At 68.4% G+C, this 18,015-nt stretch carries 16 protein-coding genes; 6 read left to right on the top strand and 10 right to left on the bottom strand.

The genetic code is table 11. The features are described 5' to 3' along the window. Positions 1 to 11: 11 nt before the first annotated feature. From B7G54_RS27000 to B7G54_RS26980, 5 genes are all read right to left on the bottom strand, one after another. Complete coding sequence (locus B7G54_RS27000) at positions 12 to 518, bottom strand: Csu type fimbrial protein (protein WP_165765628.1); 507 nt, start codon at positions 516 to 518, stop codon at positions 12 to 14. Beyond that, positions 515 to 2,809, bottom strand: a complete 2,295-nt coding sequence (locus B7G54_RS26995) for a fimbria/pilus outer membrane usher protein (protein WP_085041851.1) — start codon at positions 2,807 to 2,809, stop codon at positions 515 to 517. Before B7G54_RS26995 ends, B7G54_RS27000 begins: the two co-directional genes overlap by 4 nt. A gap of 25 nt (positions 2,810 to 2,834) precedes the next feature. Further along, the gene (locus tag B7G54_RS26990; protein ID WP_085041850.1) at positions 2,835 to 3,587 is read right to left on the bottom strand and encodes a fimbrial biogenesis chaperone; all 753 of its coding nucleotides are present in this window, start codon (positions 3,585 to 3,587) and stop codon (positions 2,835 to 2,837) included. 98 nt (positions 3,588 to 3,685) lie between these two features. Continuing rightward, complete coding sequence (locus tag B7G54_RS26985; RefSeq protein ID WP_085041849.1) at positions 3,686 to 4,192, bottom strand: Csu type fimbrial protein; 507 nt, start codon at positions 4,190 to 4,192, stop codon at positions 3,686 to 3,688. A gap of 886 nt (positions 4,193 to 5,078) precedes the next feature. After that, positions 5,079 to 5,963 carry a transcriptional regulator GcvA gene (locus B7G54_RS26980; RefSeq protein WP_085041848.1) on the bottom strand — a complete coding sequence of 295 codons (885 nt, stop codon included), beginning with the start codon at positions 5,961 to 5,963 and terminating at the stop codon, positions 5,079 to 5,081. 96 nt (positions 5,964 to 6,059) lie between these two features. On the opposite strand from B7G54_RS26980, the gene B7G54_RS26975 reads away from it, so the two are divergent. The 6 genes from B7G54_RS26975 (at position 6,060) to gor (ending at position 11,650) form a co-directional block, all read left to right on the top strand. Beyond that, positions 6,060 to 6,698 carry a chromate transporter gene (locus B7G54_RS26975; protein ID WP_085041847.1) on the top strand — a complete coding sequence of 213 codons (639 nt, stop codon included), beginning with the start codon at positions 6,060 to 6,062 and terminating at the stop codon, positions 6,696 to 6,698. Continuing rightward, positions 6,695 to 7,222 carry a chromate transporter gene (locus B7G54_RS26970; protein WP_043184629.1) on the top strand — a complete coding sequence of 176 codons (528 nt, stop codon included), beginning with the start codon at positions 6,695 to 6,697 and terminating at the stop codon, positions 7,220 to 7,222. Before B7G54_RS26975 ends, B7G54_RS26970 begins: the two co-directional genes overlap by 4 nt. Before the next feature lie 57 nt (positions 7,223 to 7,279). Next, a complete protein-coding gene (locus B7G54_RS26965) occupies positions 7,280 to 7,978 on the top strand; it encodes a YoaK family protein (protein WP_085041846.1) in 699 nt (232 codons plus the stop codon). A 348-nt stretch (positions 7,979 to 8,326) separates the two neighbouring features. Further along, positions 8,327 to 9,448 carry a porin gene (locus B7G54_RS26960; protein ID WP_085041845.1) on the top strand — a complete coding sequence of 374 codons (1,122 nt, stop codon included), beginning with the start codon at positions 8,327 to 8,329 and terminating at the stop codon, positions 9,446 to 9,448. 374 nt (positions 9,449 to 9,822) lie between these two features. Next, positions 9,823 to 10,047, top strand: coding sequence for a hypothetical protein (locus B7G54_RS26955; protein WP_014895816.1), 225 nt, complete (start codon positions 9,823 to 9,825; stop codon positions 10,045 to 10,047). 244 nt (positions 10,048 to 10,291) lie between these two features. Further along, entirely contained in the window at positions 10,292 to 11,650 is a 1,359-nt protein-coding gene (gene gor, locus B7G54_RS26950; protein ID WP_085041844.1) for a glutathione-disulfide reductase, read from the top strand. A gap of 75 nt (positions 11,651 to 11,725) precedes the next feature. On the opposite strand, the gene B7G54_RS26945 is transcribed toward gor, so the two are convergent. From B7G54_RS26945 to B7G54_RS26925, 5 genes are all read right to left on the bottom strand, one after another. Beyond that, positions 11,726 to 13,027, bottom strand: a complete 1,302-nt coding sequence (locus B7G54_RS26945; RefSeq protein ID WP_085041843.1) for an NAD(P)/FAD-dependent oxidoreductase — start codon at positions 13,025 to 13,027, stop codon at positions 11,726 to 11,728. A gap of 24 nt (positions 13,028 to 13,051) precedes the next feature. Continuing rightward, positions 13,052 to 14,356: an NAD(P)/FAD-dependent oxidoreductase gene (locus B7G54_RS26940; RefSeq protein ID WP_085041842.1), complete on the bottom strand. Its 1,305-nt coding sequence runs from the start codon at positions 14,354 to 14,356 to the stop codon at positions 13,052 to 13,054. 111 nt (positions 14,357 to 14,467) lie between these two features. After that, positions 14,468 to 16,054, bottom strand: coding sequence for a DUF3138 family protein (locus B7G54_RS26935; RefSeq protein WP_085041841.1), 1,587 nt, complete (start codon positions 16,052 to 16,054; stop codon positions 14,468 to 14,470). A gap of 117 nt (positions 16,055 to 16,171) precedes the next feature. Beyond that, positions 16,172 to 17,011: an ABC transporter permease subunit gene (locus B7G54_RS26930; protein WP_085041840.1), complete on the bottom strand. Its 840-nt coding sequence runs from the start codon at positions 17,009 to 17,011 to the stop codon at positions 16,172 to 16,174. Beyond that, complete coding sequence (locus B7G54_RS26925) at positions 17,008 to 17,994, bottom strand: ABC transporter permease subunit (protein WP_085041839.1); 987 nt, start codon at positions 17,992 to 17,994, stop codon at positions 17,008 to 17,010. Before B7G54_RS26925 ends, B7G54_RS26930 begins: the two co-directional genes overlap by 4 nt. Positions 17,995 to 18,015: the final 21 nt, after the last annotated feature.

The raw sequence follows: 18,015 nt of genomic DNA, 5'->3' as shown, positions 1-18,015 counted from the left end.
CGCCAGCGCGCCTAGTAGTTGAACAGGATCGTGATGTTGTGATCCGCGTAGCTGCCCGGCACGACGTTCTGGCCGCCGCGGATCAGCCCGTACACGGTGGCGTTGAAGGTACCGGCGCCCGAAATCTTGCCCCACGAAATCGCCGACGTGCCGCTCGTGCCGTCGCCCCAGATCGACGTGTGCGCGCTGTCGAGATACAGGTTGTAGCCGAGCGTCTGCGTGTTGCCGGTTCGCGTCATCAGGCGGTTCGCGAAGGTGCCGCCGCCCGCGCTCGCGGTGACCGTCGGCGTGGCGTTGCCGCTGCCGCTGCAGGTGACCGAGATCGTGACGGCGGAAGTGGCGGCATTGATCGTGTCGTACGTGCCGAATGCCATCGACGACGGCGCATTCATCGTGCAGGTCATTGCCGCGCGCGCGGGCAGTGCAACCAGCACGGCAGCGCCGGCCGCGAGCGCGGCGATTGCCGCGCGAAGGCGTGCGAGCCGGGCCGGCCGCCCGGCATGCTTGCGATGTCTCATGGTGTGACTCCCTTGCAAAGATGGGTGCCCAGGTCCGGCAGCGGTTCGTCGCCGGCGGGAAAGCGCACGGTCACGTCGCACTGCCGGTCGCGCCACGCCGCATGCAGGTGGTTCTGCTCGGACAATCCGGTGACGTAGACGACGCCGTCGCGACCGACCGGAAATGCGTCCTTCTGTCCGTCGATCGTGACGGTCGCACCGGGCGGCAGGTGTGCGCCGTTTTCCAGATCGAGCGTCAGCACCGCGCCGCGCGAGCGCGTAATCGGGAACACGAGTGCCATGCCGCTGCGGAAGTAGGGCACCGCGTCGAGCTTCAGCGTGCCGATCGTCGCGTCGAACGGCAGGTCGGCCTGCTCGATCGAGATCGGGTTGCTTTCGTACGCGCGCAGCCGCGGCAGCAGCGCGACGCCGCCGGCGTCGGTGTGCGCGACGAGCTGGTTGTCCGCGAGGATGCCGACGTTGGCGAAGCCCGGCACCTTGACCAGTGCGAAGCTGTCCGTGATCTGTCGCGACAGGCGTGCGGTGCCGTCGACGAACGCGATGCCGCCCGCGGCGTTGGCGCGCACGCCGGCGCGGCCGCGATACGAAGCCGCTTCGACGCTGTAGGTGCCGGTGCGCGTCTGCAGCGTCGCGCTGGCATCCTGCGTGTCGTTGCCCGCCTGCAGCGAGTAGCCGAATCCTTCGCCGACCGGCAGGCTGCGCTGCAGTTGCGCGAGCATTTCGGTGGCGCCCTGCTGGTGCGTCAGCGTGACGGATGCGCTCGTCCGGTTGTCGACGGGGATCGTCCATGCGACGCCGACGATCGTCGCGCCCGAGCCGCCCAGCGGCTTGCTGACGCTGACGTTCGCGAAGCCGAAGCGCCCCAGCTGCGCGCTGTAGCTGAGCGACAGCAACTGGGTCTTGTAGCCGTTGCGATTGTCGAGGAACACGTGTGCGAGCCCGAGCGAGCCAAAGCGGCCCAACCCGACGCCGACGTTGACGCTCGTGAGCAGCTTCGGCGCCAGCGTGCCCGGCTCGAGCCCGATCTGCGTGAAATGCGGCGTCGCCCATTGCGCGTGTGCGCCGATCTCGACGAGGCCGGCCTGGCTTTCGGCGCCGATCGTTGCCAGCGCGCCCGGGCCATCGGCGCTGCGGCTCGCCGCCGCCGACGCGTTGACGACGCCAAGCGGCCCGGCCAGCACCACGCCGCCGACGCCGAGGTTCTGCCGGGATCCCTCGGCTTCCGCGTGGATCTCGCCGGTGAACCGGTCGGTCAAGCCGATCCGGTGGGTCGCACTGGCGAACCAGCGCCCGTAGTCGTTGCTCGCCAGGCCGAAGTCCCGCCGTTCCTTGCCGATCTCGTACGAGTAATCCTGCATGCCCTGCTTGAGCAGATTCGCGCTCGCATAGAACGATTGGGTGATCACCTGCTCGCGGCCCATGACGTCGCGCACCACCACCCGCACGTCGCCCTGGCCGGTTACCACCGGCACGTTGTTGATCGCGAACGGACCGGGCGCGACTTCGCGCGTCGACGTCAGCGCGTTGTTGACGTAGACGTCGACGGTCGAAGGCAGCACGGCCTGCCCGCTCACACCCTGCAGCGGAATCGTGACGAGTCCGGGCTGCGTCGCGAAATTGGTCGCGTACTGGATGCCGCCGAAGCGGATCGCGCGGCCCGACATGCCGGGACGGCTGATCGCGTCGCCGATGCGCAGGCTGGCGAGGTGGCCGGGCCGATCGGTCGTCCACGTGGTTTCGAGGCGGGTCAGGCGCCGGGTCGGGCCCGATTCGTCGGCGAGGAACGTGCCGACGCCGACGCCGAAGCGGTTGAAGAAGCCGAGCTCGAACAGCCCGGAGCCGTGCGTCTGACCCGCAGCCTGCTCGGCGAGCAGATCGTAGTTGAAGAAGCCGCCGATGCCCGGCTCGGCCGCGGGCGCGCGGTGCCTGTCGGTCTCGTCGAAGGTCGCGCCGACGAAGGCCTGCGCGGGGACGCTGATCGCCATCGTCAGGCTCCGCTCGTCGACGGTGTACGTGAGCCCCGCGATCGCCTTCAGCGGATAGAACGGCGTGTCGTTGCCGGCCAGCGGCGCGGCGTCCGGGCGCCTGAGTCGCCAGCGCGTCAGGTCGTCGGCCGACACGTAGAACTCGCCGTCGGCCGCCTTGATCAGCAACGCGGTTTCGTCGAGCCCCTGGCGGTTGATGTCGACCTGATACAGCAGCTCGGCCGGGCCGCCCGCTGCGCCATGCGACGCTTGCGCGGCCGGTGCCGCGACAAGTCGCTCTTCCGCGAAAGTGGTCTGCGCGCTCATGACAATCGCGATCAGCAGCGCCGCGTTAGCGCGCGTTCGGCGCGACCGTCGAATCGATATCGCCCGCATCGGAGTAGCCGACCAGGTGCATTCCGGAAGCAGCGGCCGGCGCGGCTCCGGCGCCGGGCTTGAACATCAGTTCGCGGGACTGGCCCGGCAAGACGTACGCGAATTCCGCATGCGTGGCGACGGGGCGATCGCTGCCCGGCGCGAGCAGCGCGAGGTTCGCCACCTGCGCATGCGCGGTGCCGTCGTTGGTCACGCGCAGCGCGAGCATGCCGGTGCCGCCCGATCGCGGCTCCGCGCTCCAGCGCAGCCGCGGGGCGGTGTCGGCGGCCGGCTTCACGAAGATCGGCAGGCTCATTTCCAGTGCGATCTGCACGCCGGCGAAGCCCGGTTTCGGCGCGGGCGGAATCTCCTGCAGATAGAGCCGGTAGCTGGTTTCCCGGTCCGCGCCCGGCGCGTGCCGCAGGCCGATGCGCACGACCTGCGAACTGCCGGGCGCGATCGTGAAAATGGGCGGAGCGGCAATCAGGTCGCCGGTCGATGCATAGACGTCGTCGCCCGCGTTCTGCGACCACGCTGCAGTGCGCAGCTGGACGACGACGGGCTGGTCGGGCGACTCGTTCCTCACCGTGAGCGCGACGCTCCGTTGCGCGGCGGAGAGCTCGACGCGAACGGGAGACACGGTGAAGTCGGTGGCTTGACTGTCGACGCATGCGGCGGCGAGTGTCACGGCCGCGATCCAGGTCGCGAGTTTGCACACGTTTGGTTTCATCACAGATCCACCTCCAGGGGATTCGCTTCGGCGCGCTTGACGTGTTCCGCTCGGGAGGGGCGCGCGCATCCGCGATGCGGCGCACCCTCCGCGCGGCACTAAAACGTCACGGTGACCGTGACCGTATCGGCGTAGCTGCCGGGCACCGCGTTGGGCTGGTCGGGCACCTTGCCGTAGACGGTCCGGGTGAGCGCCTGGGCCATTGCCATTCCCTGGCCGGTGCCGTTGACGGTATCGGTCGGCGGCGTGTTGCCCCAGACGACCGTGCGGTTCGAATCCTGGTACAGCGAGTAGTTGAGCTGATTCGAGCCGCTCGTCATGATGCGGTTGGTCACCGTGGCGCCGGACGTCGTGCCCGCATTCAGGCCGATGTTGAAGTTCGTGCCGTTCGTGCAGCGGACCGTGATCGCCGACTGCGCGGATTGATCGCCGGTGCCCGGCGTGTAGGCGGGGAAGGTCAACGCGCCGGCCGAGTCGATCAGGCAGGTTGCGTTGACGGTGGCGGACACGCCGAACGTCGAACTGGTTTGTCCGGCCGATACCGCGACGGCCACGCAAGCGAGCGATGCGGCAAGTGCCGCCTTGGTCAGTAAGGATTGCTTCATGATGCATTTCTCCCTTGAGAGCTGGAATGTGCGACCGGTGCGACGAGCGTGTCGTTCGGGACGGAATCTCGATCGTCCGGATGCGCGATGAGTCTTCTGGTTGCTTCGCAATCGGATCACTTGCTGGGCGGGCACCTCCTTTGTGTCGTGATGCGGAGTCGGGCCGGCGCGGTGCCCGGGCACACTGGCGGGACGGCGGCGCATACGACGTCAGTCGCGCTGTCACCGCCCGCATGCGTGGCGGTATGCGGGCGAGTGCGGGCAGTCATGCCCGCGCGAACGGCACGGCTCGTCGTGGCGCGCATGCGCCCGGCAGTGAGTTCCCGGGTTTCGCCTATCGGATCGAGGCGCCGTGAGGCCGGATGACGGCGGGGGCCGTGTTCGTGCATCGGACGGCGACGGCGCGAAGTCGCGCCGCCGGCATCGGCGGATGCGTAACAGGGGTGGTAATGAGGGACAGCAGCCGTGTGACGGCCGATAGGAGTCTGGACATGATTTCCCCGAACTGCTCGATGATTGTTTGTCGCCTGCATCGAGCCGTTGGCCCGTGCAGTGTCGTTGTCTGCAAGGCTGCATCAGCAAGCAGCGGGCCAGCACGTGGACTACCGCGCAAACAGGGGCTGAGCGGTTCCGGCGTGCCGTCGGTGCACGTGGTGGATGCCGAAGTGTTTCAGCCGTGAAACGTGAGGCGGCGGGCTGGTCGGCCGCTCGACAAGGCGGGTGCGCGGTGGCTGGAGCGAAGGGGGAAAGGCAGGGGCCGCGCGACGGCAATTCCGCAGGAGAATCGCATGCGTTGCGGGCGGATCGGTTTCATTCCCGCAACGTGCGCGGAGACGGAGGGCGGCGCATCGCGGCCGTTTCGAGCGGGTGTCGAGCGCGCGACGTGTCAGGCGTCCACGTTCGACTGCGCCTGCAGCCACGCGCAGAACTGCGCGACGAGCGGATCGTCCGCCGGCGGGCGCGGCGCGATCCACCAGTAGCTGCGCGTCGCGATGCGCGGCCCCTCCAGCGGCATCACCAGCCGGCCGCTCGCGAGCTCGTCGTCGATCAGCGGCAACGGGCCGAGCGCGACGCCCAGCCCGTCGACGGCCGCCTGCAGCGCCAGGTAGAAATGGTCGAACGACTGCCGCTTGCGCCCCTTCATCGCCACGCCGGCCGCCGCGAACCAGTCGCGCCAGCCTTCCGGCCGCGTATCCGAATGCAGCAGCACGTGGCGCGCGAGATCGTCCGCGCGCACGATCGGCGCGCGCTTGAGCAGCGCCGGGCTGCAGACGGGAATCACGCTTTCGTCGAGGAAGTGGCCGCTCGTGCAGTTCGGCCAGTGGCCGGGGCCGCGGCGGATCGCGACATCGAAGCCGTCGAGCGCGTCGAGCGGTGCGTTCGACGTCGACAGCTTCAGCTCGACGTTCGGCACGTCGCGCTGGAACCGCGACAGGCGCGGCAGCAGCCATTTCATCGCGAAGGTCGGCAGCGCATTGATGCGCAGCACGCGCGCCGCCCCCGTGTTGCGCAGCTGCTCGGTCGCGAGCGCGATGCTGTCGAACGCCGCGCGCACGGTGTCGAGGTAGCGGCGGCCTTCGTCGGTGAGCTTCACGCGCTTGCCGTAGCGGTGGAACACCGGCTTGCCGAGCCAGGCCTCGAACCCGGCGATCTGCCGGCTGATGGCACCGTGAGTCACATGCAGCTCGTCGCCGGCAGCGCTGAAGCTTTCATGTCGTGCCGCAGCTTCAAAGGCCCGAAGCGCGGAAAAGGGCGGGAGGTCGCGTGCCATGCTTGTGATTCTAGATCACAAGGGCACGCCGATAAAATCGTTTTGTCGGCACACCGAACGGCGGTAACCTCGGTTCACCGTTTCGTGAGGAGCCCCATGCAATCCGCTTTCCCGCCTGCCGCCACGCCGCCAGCCGCGCCGCCTCGCCGTGTCGGCCTCGCCGAGCTGTTCACCGGCTTCCTGTCGCTTGGCCTCATGTCGTTCGGCGGCGCGCTGCCGTTCGCGCGGCGCACCATCGTCGACGAGCGCAAGTGGCTCTCCGCCGACGAATTCACCGACCTGCTCGGGCTGTGCCAGTTCCTGCCGGGCGGCAACGTGATCAACCTGTCGGTGGCAGTCGGCATGCGCTTTCGCGGCGTCGCCGGCGCGTGCGCCGGCATTCTCGGGCTGATTGCGGGCCCGACGCTCGTCGTCGTCGCGCTCGGCGTGCTGTACGCGAAGACGCAGAACGATCCGCGCGTGCAGCACCTGTTCGCAGGGCTCGCCGCGGCGGCGGCCGGGCTGCTCGTCGCGATGGCCGTGAAGGTCGCGAAGCCGCTGCGGCACGCGCGCGCGGCGGCCGGCATCGCGGCGCTCGCGTTCGTCGCGATCGCGGTGCTGCGCATTCCGCTGCTGACCGCGATGCTCGTGCTGACGCCCGTCAGCATCTGGCTCGCGTCGCGACGCCGCGACGCGGCCGTGCCGCAGCCGGCACCGGCCGCGGCGCGCGACACGCAGCAACGGGGCCGGCCATGAACGACACGCTGATCGCGATCGCGACGATTTTCAGCCAGCTGTCGCTGCTCGCGTTCGGCGGCGGCAACACGATCCTGCCGGAGATGCAGCGGCAGGTCGTCGATGTCCATCACTGGATGAGCGCGCACGAGTTCACCGCGCTGTTCGCGCTGGCCCAGGCGGCGCCCGGGCCGAACATGATGATCGTGTCGCTGGTCGGCTGGCACGTGGCGGGATGGAGCGGGCTGCTGGTCGCATCGCTCGCGAAGTTCGGGCCGTCGTCGATCGTCACCGTGCTCGCGCTGCATGCGTGGGAGCGCTTTCGCGACCGGCCGTGGCGCCGCTACGTGCAGCAGGGGATGATGCCCGTCACGGCCGGGCTCGTCGCGGCGAGCGCGGTGCTGATCTCCGAGGCGTCGAACCGTACGGCGATCCAGTGGGGCATCACGGCCGCGTGCGCGGTGCTCGCGTGGCGCACGCGCATCCATCCGCTGTGGCTGCTCGCGGGCGGCGCGCTGATCGGGCTCACGGGCATCGGGCAGTGACCGGCGCACATCGACTGCTCGTGCGCCATACTGGCGCGAATCTTCACGGGAGGCTCGATGGATCTTGACGGCGCCAGCCGCAATCTCACTGTCGCCGCGTTGCTGACGCTGTCCGGCGGCTACCTCGACGCGTACACGTATGTCGGCCACGGCCGCGTGTTCGCGAACACGATGACCGGCAACGTCGCGCTGCTCGGCATCAACCTGTCGGCCGGCGAATGGGCCGCCGCGCTGCATCACGTGCCGCCGCTCGCCGGCTTCGTGATCGCGGTGTTCGTCGCGCACCTGCTCGGCCTCGCCGCGCAGCGCGGCTGGATGCGGCATACCGCATTCACGAGCCTGCTCGTCGAGATCGCCTTTCTCGGCATCGCCGCGAGCGGCCTCGTCGGCACGTCGAGCGCATGGCTGATTCCGGGCATTTCGTTCGTCGCCACGCTGCAGACGCTGTCGTTCACCCACCTCGAGGAACTGTCGTACACGTCGGTGATGACCACCGGCAACCTGCGGCGCGCGGCGCAGAAGCTGTTCGTCGGGCTGATCCCGCGCTACGACGCGGGCGCGCTGCACGACTCGGCGCTGCTCGCGACGATCAGCTTCTGCTTCCTGGCCGGCGCGGTGGCCGGCGGCCTCGTCACGCGGCTCGTGCCGGAGGTCGCGCTGTGGGGCGCCGTGCTGCTGCTCGTCGGTGCGTTCGCGGAGATCGTGCGGCGTGCGTGGCGCCGGCGCACGGCCGACGGCGGGCCGGCGGCGGCGTGAGCCGCGCATCCCGCGGGCGCACCCGTGTGTGCGCCCGTGTGCGCGCCCGTGTGTGTGCGCGTTCCGCGGCACCTGCCGCGCGATCCTGACAGACCCGGCGTACCGTAAGCCGCGCGAGCGGCCGCTGCCGTGCGGCGCCCGCCGCCCGCTGCCCGCCGGGCAAGCCTCGCGCGGGCAGCGTTGTGCGCGGGCGACAGTTCCGCCGTTACCGCGTATTTCAATTTCTTTCAGCGATGGCACTCGTCATATGATTCAGGCCACATCGCGCGCGCCAAGAACGCGAGCGATTGCCACCCGGCTGCGCACGCGGCCGGTCATGAATGGAGACACCTACAAAAAGGAAAGCTCATGAAGCAGACCACCCGACTCGCAGCCATCGCAGGGGGCGCCGCGCTCGCATTTGCCAGCCAGTACGCGGCCGCACAAAGCTCGGTCACGCTCTGGGGCGTCGCCGACGCCAGCATTCGCTACCTGACCAACGCCAACGCCAAGAACGACGGCCTGCTGTCGATGACCAACGGCGCGATCACGAACAGCCGCTTCGGCATCTACGGCACGGAAGACCTCGGCGGCGGCCTGAAGGCCGTGTTCAACCTCGAAAGCGGCGTGAACCTGCAGAACGGCGCATTCGCCGACAGCGGCCGCCTGTTCAACCGCGCAGCGTATGTCGGCCTGCAGAGCCCGTACGGCACGGTGACCCTCGGCCGCCAGAAGACGCCGCTGTTCGACCTGCTGTCGGACACCTACGATCCGCTGACGGTCGGTAACTACCTCGAAAACGCATGGCTGCCGGTCGCACTCGGCGGCGGCCTGTATGCGGACAACCAGATCAAGTACACGGGCAAGTTCGACGGGCTGACCGCGAAGGCGATGTACTCGACCGGCACCAACTACGAATCGACCGGCGCCGGCGGCTTCTCGGGCCAGATCCCGGGTTCGCTCGGCAAGGGCAATGCGTGGGGTGTGTCGCTGTCGTACGTGATGGGCCCGCTCAGCATCGCGGCCGGCGCGCAGCAGAACAGCGACAACTCGGCGCGCAAGCAGACGATCTACCACGCGAACGTCGTGTATGCGTTCAGCAAGGCGAAGATCTACGCGGGCTACCTGCGCTCGAAGGACGATACGGGCTTCGTCGACAGCCTGCTCGCGCAGCAGTCGATCCCGGTCGCGAAGGGCACCGGCCGGATCGACGACGGTCCGTTCGCGGGCGTGAGCTGGCAGGTCAGCGCGCCGCTGACGCTGACGGGCGCGTTCTACTACGATCACATGCGCAATGCGATGACCACGAACGGCACGCTCGCGAGCGGCAACCGTTACGCGATCGTCGGCATCGCCGAGTACGCGCTCAGCAAGCGCACGGAAGTCTACGGCACCGTCGACTTCAACAAGACGAACGGCGCGGCGAACGTCGAGCTGCCGGGCCGCAGCAACCAGACCGGCATCGCAATCGGCCTGCGCAATATCTTCTGACGAACGTCGGAACGCATGAGCCGGCAGTCGTCCGGCATGCATCGAAGGGGCGCCGCAAGGCGCCTCTTTTTTTCGTCACGCCACCTTCATACGCGCGCACGACTATTCGGCGAATGCTTCATCACGAGGCTCCCGCGCCGTAAGCGTTTCGTCGGCAATCCAGAACATACTTTTACAGTGCGCGCGAAGGCTTTCCGCTACGCTGCGTGCATCGCCCGTTGCGTGCCGTCAGGCTCGCCTGTGCGTCGTTCCGGCCGCGCTCGGCGAGTGCAGCCGGCCTGGTGCGTAACTTGTGTATCCGGTGATGACAATTGCGGTCCGCCGGTTTTTTTCGTGGGACGATGCGCTCACGATTTTCTTGAAAGGGGATGACGATGGGTATCCTGAACACAGTGGGTGAAATCGCTGGCGCCGTGGCGGCCGTCGAGGCAGCGGAGAAGGTCGATCCGGATGCGGGCCTGCTGACCAAGGCGGCGGCGGCCGTCGCCGGCTTCAAGGGGGCGGAAGCGATCGAAGGTATGCTCGAAAAGAAGGAAGAGCAGCCGCAGCAGGCAGACGACACGCAGGCGACGGACGGTAGCGACACGTCGCAGGCATGAGCATGGCGGCTGGTCCGGCCGTGGGCGCGCCGTTCGCGCGCCCGGGCGGACCGGTGCCGCGCAGCCGGCAGGTCGGGCATGCGGTCGATCGGTGACGCATGGCACACCCGGCAGCTGGTTTGACCGGCGAGAGGCAACGTCTCTCGCCGTTTTTTATGGGGCGCGCGCGTGGCAGCACCGTGTGCCGCAAGAATGCCGGAATCTTGCTATCGTGCCTTCATCCGAACTGCGATGAGGGAATGCGATGGATTTCGACTACGACCTGTTCGTCATCGGGGCCGGCTCGGGCGGCGTGCGGCTCGCGCGCATGTCCGCGTCATACGGCGCGCGTGTCGGCATAGCGGAAGAAGAGCAGATCGGCGGCACCTGCGTGCTGCGCGGCTGCATTCCGAAGAAGCTGCTTGTCTATGCATCGCACTACCCGCACGAAGCTGAGGACGCGAAGGGCTTCGGCTGGACCTTCGGCGCCGGCACGCTCGACTGGCCCGCGCTGATCGCGGCGAAGGATCGCGAGATCAACCGGCTCAGCGACATCTACATCAACCTGCTGCGGCAATCGGGCGTCGAGATGCACGCAGGGCGCGCGACGCTCGTCGATGCGCACACGGTCGCAATCGGCGAACGCACGATCCGTGCGCGCCACATCGCGATTGCGACCGGCTCGCGCCCGTCGCTGCCGGCGCGGCCCGGCATCGAGCACGCGATCACGTCGCGCGAGGCGCTGTCGCTCGCCGCACTGCCAAGACGCATCGCAGTGGTCGGCGGCGGCTACATCGCGGTCGAGTTCGCGGGCATCTTCAACGGCTTCGGCAGCCACGTCGACCTGTTCTATCGCGGCGAGAAGATCCTGCGCGGCTTCGACGACGACGTGCGCCAGTTCCTGACCGACGAGATGACGAAGCAGGGCGTCGCGATCCACGCGCGTTCGGTGGTCGAGACGATCGAACGCGCGGACGACGGCACGCTGAGCGTGCGCGTCGGCGATGCGCGGCACGGGCCGTACGACGAAGTGCTTTATGCGACCGGCCGCGTACCGAACGTCGAGGGGCTCGGGCTCGAACAGGCGGGCGTGATGCTCGACGCGCGCGGTGCGATCGCCGTCGATGCGTATTCGGCGACGTCGGTGCCTTCGATCCATGCGATCGGCGACGTCACGTCGCGGCCGCAGCTCACGCCGGTCGCGACGCGCGACGGCGCGCTGCTCGCCCGTACGCTGTTCGGCGGGTCGCGCGTTGCGGCCGATCACGAATGGGTGCCGTCGGCGGTGTTCAGCCAGCCCGAGGTCGCGACGGTCGGCCTCACCGAGGCGACCGCGCGCGACCTGTACGACGGCGACGTCGACATCTACCGCACGTCGTTCAAGGCGCTGCGCCACACGCTGTCGGGCCGCGACGAGCGCACGCTGATGAAGCTCGTCGTCGCGCGCGACAGCCAGCGCGTGGTCGGCGCGCACATGGTCGGCCGCGATGCGGGCGAGATCATCCAGGGCATCGCGATCGCGATTCGCGCGGGCGCGACGAAGGCGCAGTTCGACGACACGATCGGCATCCATCCGACCGCGGCCGAGGAGTTCGTGACGATGCGGCAGAAGGTGGCCGACTAGCGGCAGCGGGCACGCGTGGGTGGCGCAGACACGGCCGCGCTTCGGCGCGGCCGTGCCTCGATGGCGCGCCGTCGCTCAATGCACGCCGAACGCGTCGAGCAGCCGGTACCAGCTCATCGCGAGCACCAGCGCCGGCGTGCGCAACGCCTCGCCGCCGGGGAAGTCGCGATGGCGGATCTTGTCGAACAGGTCGAAGCGGCTCGCCTGTCCGTTGATCGCCTCGGCGATCAGCTTCCCCGCGAGCGCGGTCGTGTTCACGCCGTGCCCAGAGAACCCTTGCGCGAAATACATCGTCGGCGCGATGCGGCCGAAGTGCGGCGCGCGGTTCATCGTGATGTCGACGAAGCCGCCCCATGCGTAGTCGACCTTCACGTCTGCGAGCTGCGGGAACGTCTTCAGCATGTCCGCGCGCATTGCCGCCGCGAGATCGCGCGGCTCCCGCGTCGAATAGCTGACCTTGCCGCCCCACACGAGCCGCGTGTCGGGTGCCGGCCGGAAATAGTCGAGCACGAAGCGGCTGTCGCAGATCGCTGCGCGCGCGGGCATCAGCGCGGCGGCGCGCGCGTCGCCGAGCGGCTCGGTCGCGATCACGTAGGTGCCGACCGGCATGATCTTCTTCGACAGCGCGGGCGCGAGCGTGCCGACGAAGGTATTGCATGCGAGCACGACGAAGCGTGCGCGCACGTTGCCGCCGCTCGTCTCGACGACATGGCCGCCCGCGACGTCGCGCACGCGCGTCACGCAGCTGTCCTCGTGGATACGTACGCCCGCATCGGTCGCCGCGCGGGCGAGGCCGAGCGTGTAGTTCAGCGGATGGAGGTGGCCGCTGTCCGGGTCGTACAGGCCGCCGCAATAGCGCTCGGACTGCACGTAGTCGCCGAGTTCGTCGGCTTCGACGAAGTGGAAGCGGTCGTAGCCGAAGCGCTTCGCGGCTTCGTCGCGCCAGCGTTTCAGCGCGTCGGCGTCGCGCTCGGTGTTCGCGGCGGTCAGGTAGCCGGGCACCAGCGCGCAGTCGATGTCGTGCTGCGCGATTCGCGACTTCACGAGCGACAGCGTTTCGAGCCCCATGTCCCAGATGCGCTTCACGTCGCCTTCGGGCATGAATTGCGCGAACGTGTCGATGTCGCACGCAAATCCGCCGATCAGCTGGCCGCCGTTGCGGCCGCTTGCCGCCCATCCGACCCGCGACGCTTCGAGCACGGTCACCGAATGGCCGCGCTCGGCGAGGTTGAGCGCGGCGGACAGGCCCGTGAGGCCCGCGCCGATCACGCACACGTCGGCATCGATCGGGCCGGCGAGCGGCGCGTGGCGGGTCGTATCGTTGGCGGTCGCCGCGTAGTAGGACGCGACGTGTGGCTGGTTGGCGAATGTCTGCATGATGAGGAGAGCGGAGTGAAGGGCTCAGAAGAGCTCGCGCACGCGGTGGTACAGCATCCCGAGTTCGAGCGCGGGTTGCCGCCATGCGTCGCCGCCGGGGAAGCGCCGGTGGCGCATGCGTGCGAACAGGTCGAACGCGCGCGTGTCGCCCGCGATCGCGCCGGCTACCGCGCGTCCGGCGATGCCGGTGAGCGCGACGCCGTGCCCGCTGAAGCCCTGGACGTAGAAGAAGTTCGGATCGAGTGCGCCGAAATCCGGCGCGCGGTTGCGCGTGACGTCGACGAAGCCGCCCCACGCGTGGTCGACGCGCACGTCGCCGAGCTGCGGGAACACGCCGACCATGCGGCGCCGGATCGTTTCGGCGAGCGTGGCGGGCGACGCGCCTGCCGAATTCGCGCGACCGCCGAACAGCATCCGGTGGTCGGCCGACAGCCGGAAGTAGTCGAGGAAGAAGTTGTTGTCGCACACGGCTTCGCGCTGCGCGATCAGCGCGTCGGCGCGCGCCTGGCCGAGCGGCTCGGTCGCGATGATGTACGACGCGATCGGCGCGATGCGGGCGGCCGTCGCGGCCGGCAGCACACCGCCGGGGCCCGCGTTGCAGCACGACACGACGAAGCGGCAGCGCACGTTGCCCGACGGTGTGCGCACGACGGGCCGCGCACCGCGCACGACGTCGAGCGCGGGCGTATGCGCGTATAGCGCGACGCCCTCGCGCCGTGCAGCATCGGCGAGGCCGAGGCAGTATTTGAGCGGATGCAGGTGGCCCGACAGCGGGTCGTGCACGCCGGCCAGGTAGCGGGTCGATGCGATGCGTGAGCGGATCTCGGCGGTATCGAGCCACGCGAGCGACGGATGGCCCCAGCGCCGGGTCGCGGCATCCATCCACGCGTGCAGGTCGTCGATGCGGCGCGGCTTCGTCGCGACCGTCAGGTAGCCGCGCGTGAAATCGCAGTCGATCCCGTAGCGCGCGATCCGCTCGGCGATCAGCGCGACGCCGTCGAGCGACAGCGACCACGCGGCGCGCGCACCGTCGGCGCCGAGCTGCCGCTCGATTTCCTCGTCTTTCGCGAAGCCGGTGATCGCCTGGCCACCGTTGCGGCCCGACGCGCCCCAGCCGGGCCGGTGGGCATCGATTACCGCGACGGACAGCCCGCGTGCGCGGCAGTCGAGCGCCGTCGACAGGCCGGCGAAGCCGGCGCCGATCACGCAGACATCGACGTCGATCGTCCCGTCGAGCACGGGGTCGTCCACGGCGGGGCGCACGGCCGTCGCTTCGTAGTACGAGTCGCGCGCGAGCGCATCGGCACGGCGAGTGAAAGACTGCGTCATGAATCCGGCTCCCTCGTTGCAGCCGGCCGCGGTGCATGGCGCACCGTCGTCCGGCCGGTGAAAACGGCGCGGGACGCCGTGCGTGCGGCACGGCGTCCCGCGCGCGCTGCGTCAGAACGAATAGATGAACTGCGTCGCGAGCAGGTCGTTGGACTTGCCGTACGACCCGTCGTTGCGCAGGAACACCTTGTTGTTCGCCCAGTCGTGCCGGTATTCGACCTTCACGGTGATCTGCTGGGTCGGATAGAACAGCAGGTCGAGCGCGACATCCTGGCGCACGGCCCCCTTGCACTCGAAGCCCAGGCCGCCGCCGGCCTTCGACATCGCGAGGCAGTCCGCGTCGACGCCGAAGCCGTTGTTCGGGTCCATCCCGTTGCCGTTCAGCGCGATGCCGCCGCCGCCGCCGCCGTTCTTCGAGTTGGCGAGCAGGTCGTAGCGCAGCGTCACGCCCATGCGGCCGACCACCGGCGCGTTGAACTTGCGGTGCGCGAGCAGCGACAGGCCGTACCACTGCGCGAGCCCGCCGTTGAACGCCGCGTGCTGCTGACGGCCGTAGTCGACTTCCGCGTTGTACTGGATATCGGCGAGCGTGTAGGTCGCGTCGAGTTCGCCGAAGAAGAACGAACCGTATGCGCTCGGTGCCGCGCCGCCCGGGCCGTAGTGGACGACGCCCTGATCGTCGATCGCGCTCGCGAGCGTCTGGCGGCCGATGTTGAACGAACCGCCGAGATCCAGCGCGCTCGACCACGTGTAGTCCGCGCGCGCGGTGAAGGTCGGCACCTTGTTGCTGGTCGAGATCGGATCGCCGAGCGCGTTGGTGCCCGTCTGCGTGACCGAGCCGTACGTGCGGTACTGCTCGTTGCCGAGGAAGAACTTCCACGCCCAGTTACCCTTCGTGTAGTTCGCGCCGATACCGACGTAGCTACCCGGATCCGAGAAATCGTACAGCAGGTTGTGCGTGAGCGTGAGCATCTGGTTCGACTGCTGCACCTCGTAGCCGCCGAAGCTCGGGATCAGGCCGGCGACCAGCGTGGTCGTCGCGGTGATCGGCACGTTGACGACCGCCGTGTTCAGCAGGTTGTCGGTGATCGAGCCGCGCGAGTTCTGCAGCAGCGTGATGCCGTTGCCGCGGTTCGGCATCAGCGTGATTTCGGCCGACGGCGCCATCGGGCCGACGCCGAACGTCTTCTTGATGTCGAGGTACAGATCGCCGAACGTGCTGTTGAAGTAGTTGTACGCGTTCTCGTGGTTCGCGAACAGGAATGACGACGTGCCGGCCGCGCGGTTGTAGATGTAAGTCGGGTCGATGTAACCCGTCACCGACAGGCCGGCGAGCGGGCCCGTGTTGGCCGCGTCCGTCAGCGAGTCGACCTTCAATTGCTGGTTCGCGATCTGCTGCTTCATTTCGCCGACCTCGTCGTTGGTCAGCGTGGCCTGCGCCTTGCCGTAGTCCGGCGAGCCCGGATCGACGGCCACGGCGACGGCCTTGCCGCCGCCGGCCGTACCGGCACTCGCGCCGGACGTCGCGACTGCCGCGCTGCCTGGCTTCGCGGCGAGCTGCGCCTGCATCGCCTTCATCTGTTTCTGCAGCGCCGCGACCTGCGCCTGCAGCGCCTTGATCTCGGCGGATGTGGAGCCGGCCAGCGCGATGCCCGGCAACGCGCCGGCCACCAGCAGGCAGATCAGTTTCTTCTTCATTGCGGATTCTCCTTGTCGTGTGCCTGTCAAATCGGGATCGAATCGCGCGCCCCCCCTGGGGCAGCGCGTATTGCTTGTCTGCAGTGCTTGTTATCCTTGGAAGCGGGAGGCGGGGCGTCACGCCACCGCGAACGCCGCCTTCATGTCGGCGATGCGGCGCCGCTCGCGCGCGATCATCATCCGGTTCACGACGATCACGCCGACCGTCACGGCCGTGATGAACAGCGTCGCCAGTGCGTTCATCTCCGGGTTCAGCCCCAGCCGCACGCGCGAGAACACCACCAGCGGCAGCGTCGTCGAGCCCGGCCCGGACAGGAACGCCGACAGCACCAGGTCGTCGATCGACAGCGTGAACGACAGCAGCCACCCCGACAGAAGCGCCTGCGAGATCAGCGGCAGCGTCACCACGAAGAACACCTTCAGCGGCGTCGCGCCCAGATCCAGCGCCGCCTCTTCCAGCGACTTGTTCATCTCCTTCACGCGCGACTGCACGATGATCGCCACGTACGACACGCACAGCATCACGTGACCGATCCAGATCGTCACCATGCCGCGCCCCTTCGGCCAGCCGAACATCTGCTCCAGCGCAACGAACAGCAACAGCAGCGAGATGCCCTGGATCACTTCCGGAATCACCAGCGGCGCGTTGATCATCCCCGTGTACAGCGTGAAGCCCTTGAAGCGGCCGAAACGCGCGAGCACGAAGCCTGCCCACGTGCCGATCACGACCGACGCCGTGGCCGTCAGCAGGCCGATCTTCAGCGACAGCCACGCGGCGGTCAGCAGCTCGTCGTCCTCCAGCAGCGCCGAGTACCACTTCAGCGAGAAGCCCGACCACACCGTCACCAGCTTCGACTCGTTGAACGAGTACACGACCAGGCTGATGATCGGGATGTACAGGAACAGGAAACCGAAGGCGAGAACGCCCGTCGACAGCGGTTTGCTCGGCTTGATCATTTCGCGTCCCCCAGTTCCTTGACCTGGTAGTACTGGAACAGCGCCATCGGCACCAGCAGCAGCATCACCATCGCGACCGTCACCGCGGACGCCATCGGCCAGTCCATGTTGTTGAAGAATTCATCCCACATCACGCGGCCGATCATCAGCGTGTCGGCGCCGCCGAGCAGTTCCGGAATCACGTACTCGCCCACCGCCGGGATGAACACCAGCAGGCTGCCGGCGATGATCCCGTTCTTCGACAGCGGCAGCGTGATCCGCGTGAACGCGACCCACGGCTTGGCACCGAGGTCGTACGCGGCCTCGAGCAGCGTGAGGTCCATCTTCACGAGGTGCGCATACAGCGGCATCACCATGAACGGCAGGTACGAATAGACCATCCCGATGTAGACACCCGCGTCGCTGTGATACAGCCGCAGCGGCGTGTGGATGATGCCGAGCGCGATCAGCGTGTGGTTTAGCAGGCCGTCGTCCTTCAGGATGCCGATCCATGCGTACACGCGGATCAGGAACGACGTCCAGAACGGCAGCATCACGGCCATCATCAGCACGTTGCGGCGGTTCGGTTCGGAGCGTGCGATGTAGTACGCCATCGGATAGCCGATCAGCAGGCACAGCACCGTCGACACGGCGGCCATCTTCAGCGAGCTGAGGTAGGTCGCGATGTACAGGTCGTCCTGCAGCAGGAACGCGTAGTGCGACAGCTGCAGCGCGAAGTGCACGACGCCGTCCTTGAACTCGACGAGCGACGTGTACGGCGGGATGCCCATCACCTGGTCGGCAAAGCTGATCTTCAGCACCAGCACGAACGGCAGCGCGAAGAACACCGCGAGCCACAGGAACGGCACGCCGATCGCGACGCTGCGGCCCGACGGCAAGAAGCGCGACAGCGCGGCGAAGCGGCCCGGGCGGGCGCGGCCCGCGCCGGCGCTCGCGGCGCCGGTCGACACCGGCGTGGAGGGCGTGGAAGCAGAGGTTCTCATCGCGTCGCCCTCATTGCGTCA

It is taken from the genome of Burkholderia puraquae (assembly GCF_002099195.1).
In the GTDB taxonomy this organism is placed as follows: Bacteria; Pseudomonadota; Gammaproteobacteria; order Burkholderiales; family Burkholderiaceae; genus Burkholderia; species Burkholderia puraquae.
Note: the sequence above shows the minus strand (reverse complement) of the source record. Positions and strands in the feature narration are given on the sequence as shown.

Excerpts from the sequence above, each read along its gene's own strand:
- B7G54_RS27000 (WP_165765628.1), bottom strand. The coding sequence starts at position 518 with ATGAGACATCGCAAGCATGCCGGGCGGCCGGCCCGGCTCGCACGCCTT.
- B7G54_RS26995 (WP_085041851.1), bottom strand. The coding sequence starts at position 2,809 with ATGAGCGCGCAGACCACTTTCGCGGAAGAGCGACTTGTCGCGGCACCG.
- B7G54_RS26990 (WP_085041850.1), bottom strand. The coding sequence starts at position 3,587 with ATGAAACCAAACGTGTGCAAACTCGCGACCTGGATCGCGGCCGTGACA.
- B7G54_RS26985 (WP_085041849.1), bottom strand. The coding sequence starts at position 4,192 with ATGAAGCAATCCTTACTGACCAAGGCGGCACTTGCCGCATCGCTCGCT.
- B7G54_RS26980 (WP_085041848.1), bottom strand. The coding sequence starts at position 5,963 with ATGGCACGCGACCTCCCGCCCTTTTCCGCGCTTCGGGCCTTTGAAGCT.
- B7G54_RS26975 (WP_085041847.1), top strand. The coding sequence starts at position 6,060 with ATGCAATCCGCTTTCCCGCCTGCCGCCACGCCGCCAGCCGCGCCGCCT.
- B7G54_RS26970 (WP_043184629.1), top strand. The coding sequence starts at position 6,695 with ATGAACGACACGCTGATCGCGATCGCGACGATTTTCAGCCAGCTGTCG.
- B7G54_RS26965 (WP_085041846.1), top strand. The coding sequence starts at position 7,280 with ATGGATCTTGACGGCGCCAGCCGCAATCTCACTGTCGCCGCGTTGCTG.
- B7G54_RS26960 (WP_085041845.1), top strand. The coding sequence starts at position 8,327 with ATGAAGCAGACCACCCGACTCGCAGCCATCGCAGGGGGCGCCGCGCTC.
- B7G54_RS26955 (WP_014895816.1), top strand. The coding sequence starts at position 9,823 with ATGGGTATCCTGAACACAGTGGGTGAAATCGCTGGCGCCGTGGCGGCC.
- gor (WP_085041844.1), top strand. The coding sequence starts at position 10,292 with ATGGATTTCGACTACGACCTGTTCGTCATCGGGGCCGGCTCGGGCGGC.
- B7G54_RS26945 (WP_085041843.1), bottom strand. The coding sequence starts at position 13,027 with ATGCAGACATTCGCCAACCAGCCACACGTCGCGTCCTACTACGCGGCG.
- B7G54_RS26940 (WP_085041842.1), bottom strand. The coding sequence starts at position 14,356 with ATGACGCAGTCTTTCACTCGCCGTGCCGATGCGCTCGCGCGCGACTCG.
- B7G54_RS26935 (WP_085041841.1), bottom strand. The coding sequence starts at position 16,054 with ATGAAGAAGAAACTGATCTGCCTGCTGGTGGCCGGCGCGTTGCCGGGC.
- B7G54_RS26930 (WP_085041840.1), bottom strand. The coding sequence starts at position 17,011 with ATGATCAAGCCGAGCAAACCGCTGTCGACGGGCGTTCTCGCCTTCGGT.
- B7G54_RS26925 (WP_085041839.1), bottom strand. The coding sequence starts at position 17,994 with ATGAGAACCTCTGCTTCCACGCCCTCCACGCCGGTGTCGACCGGCGCC.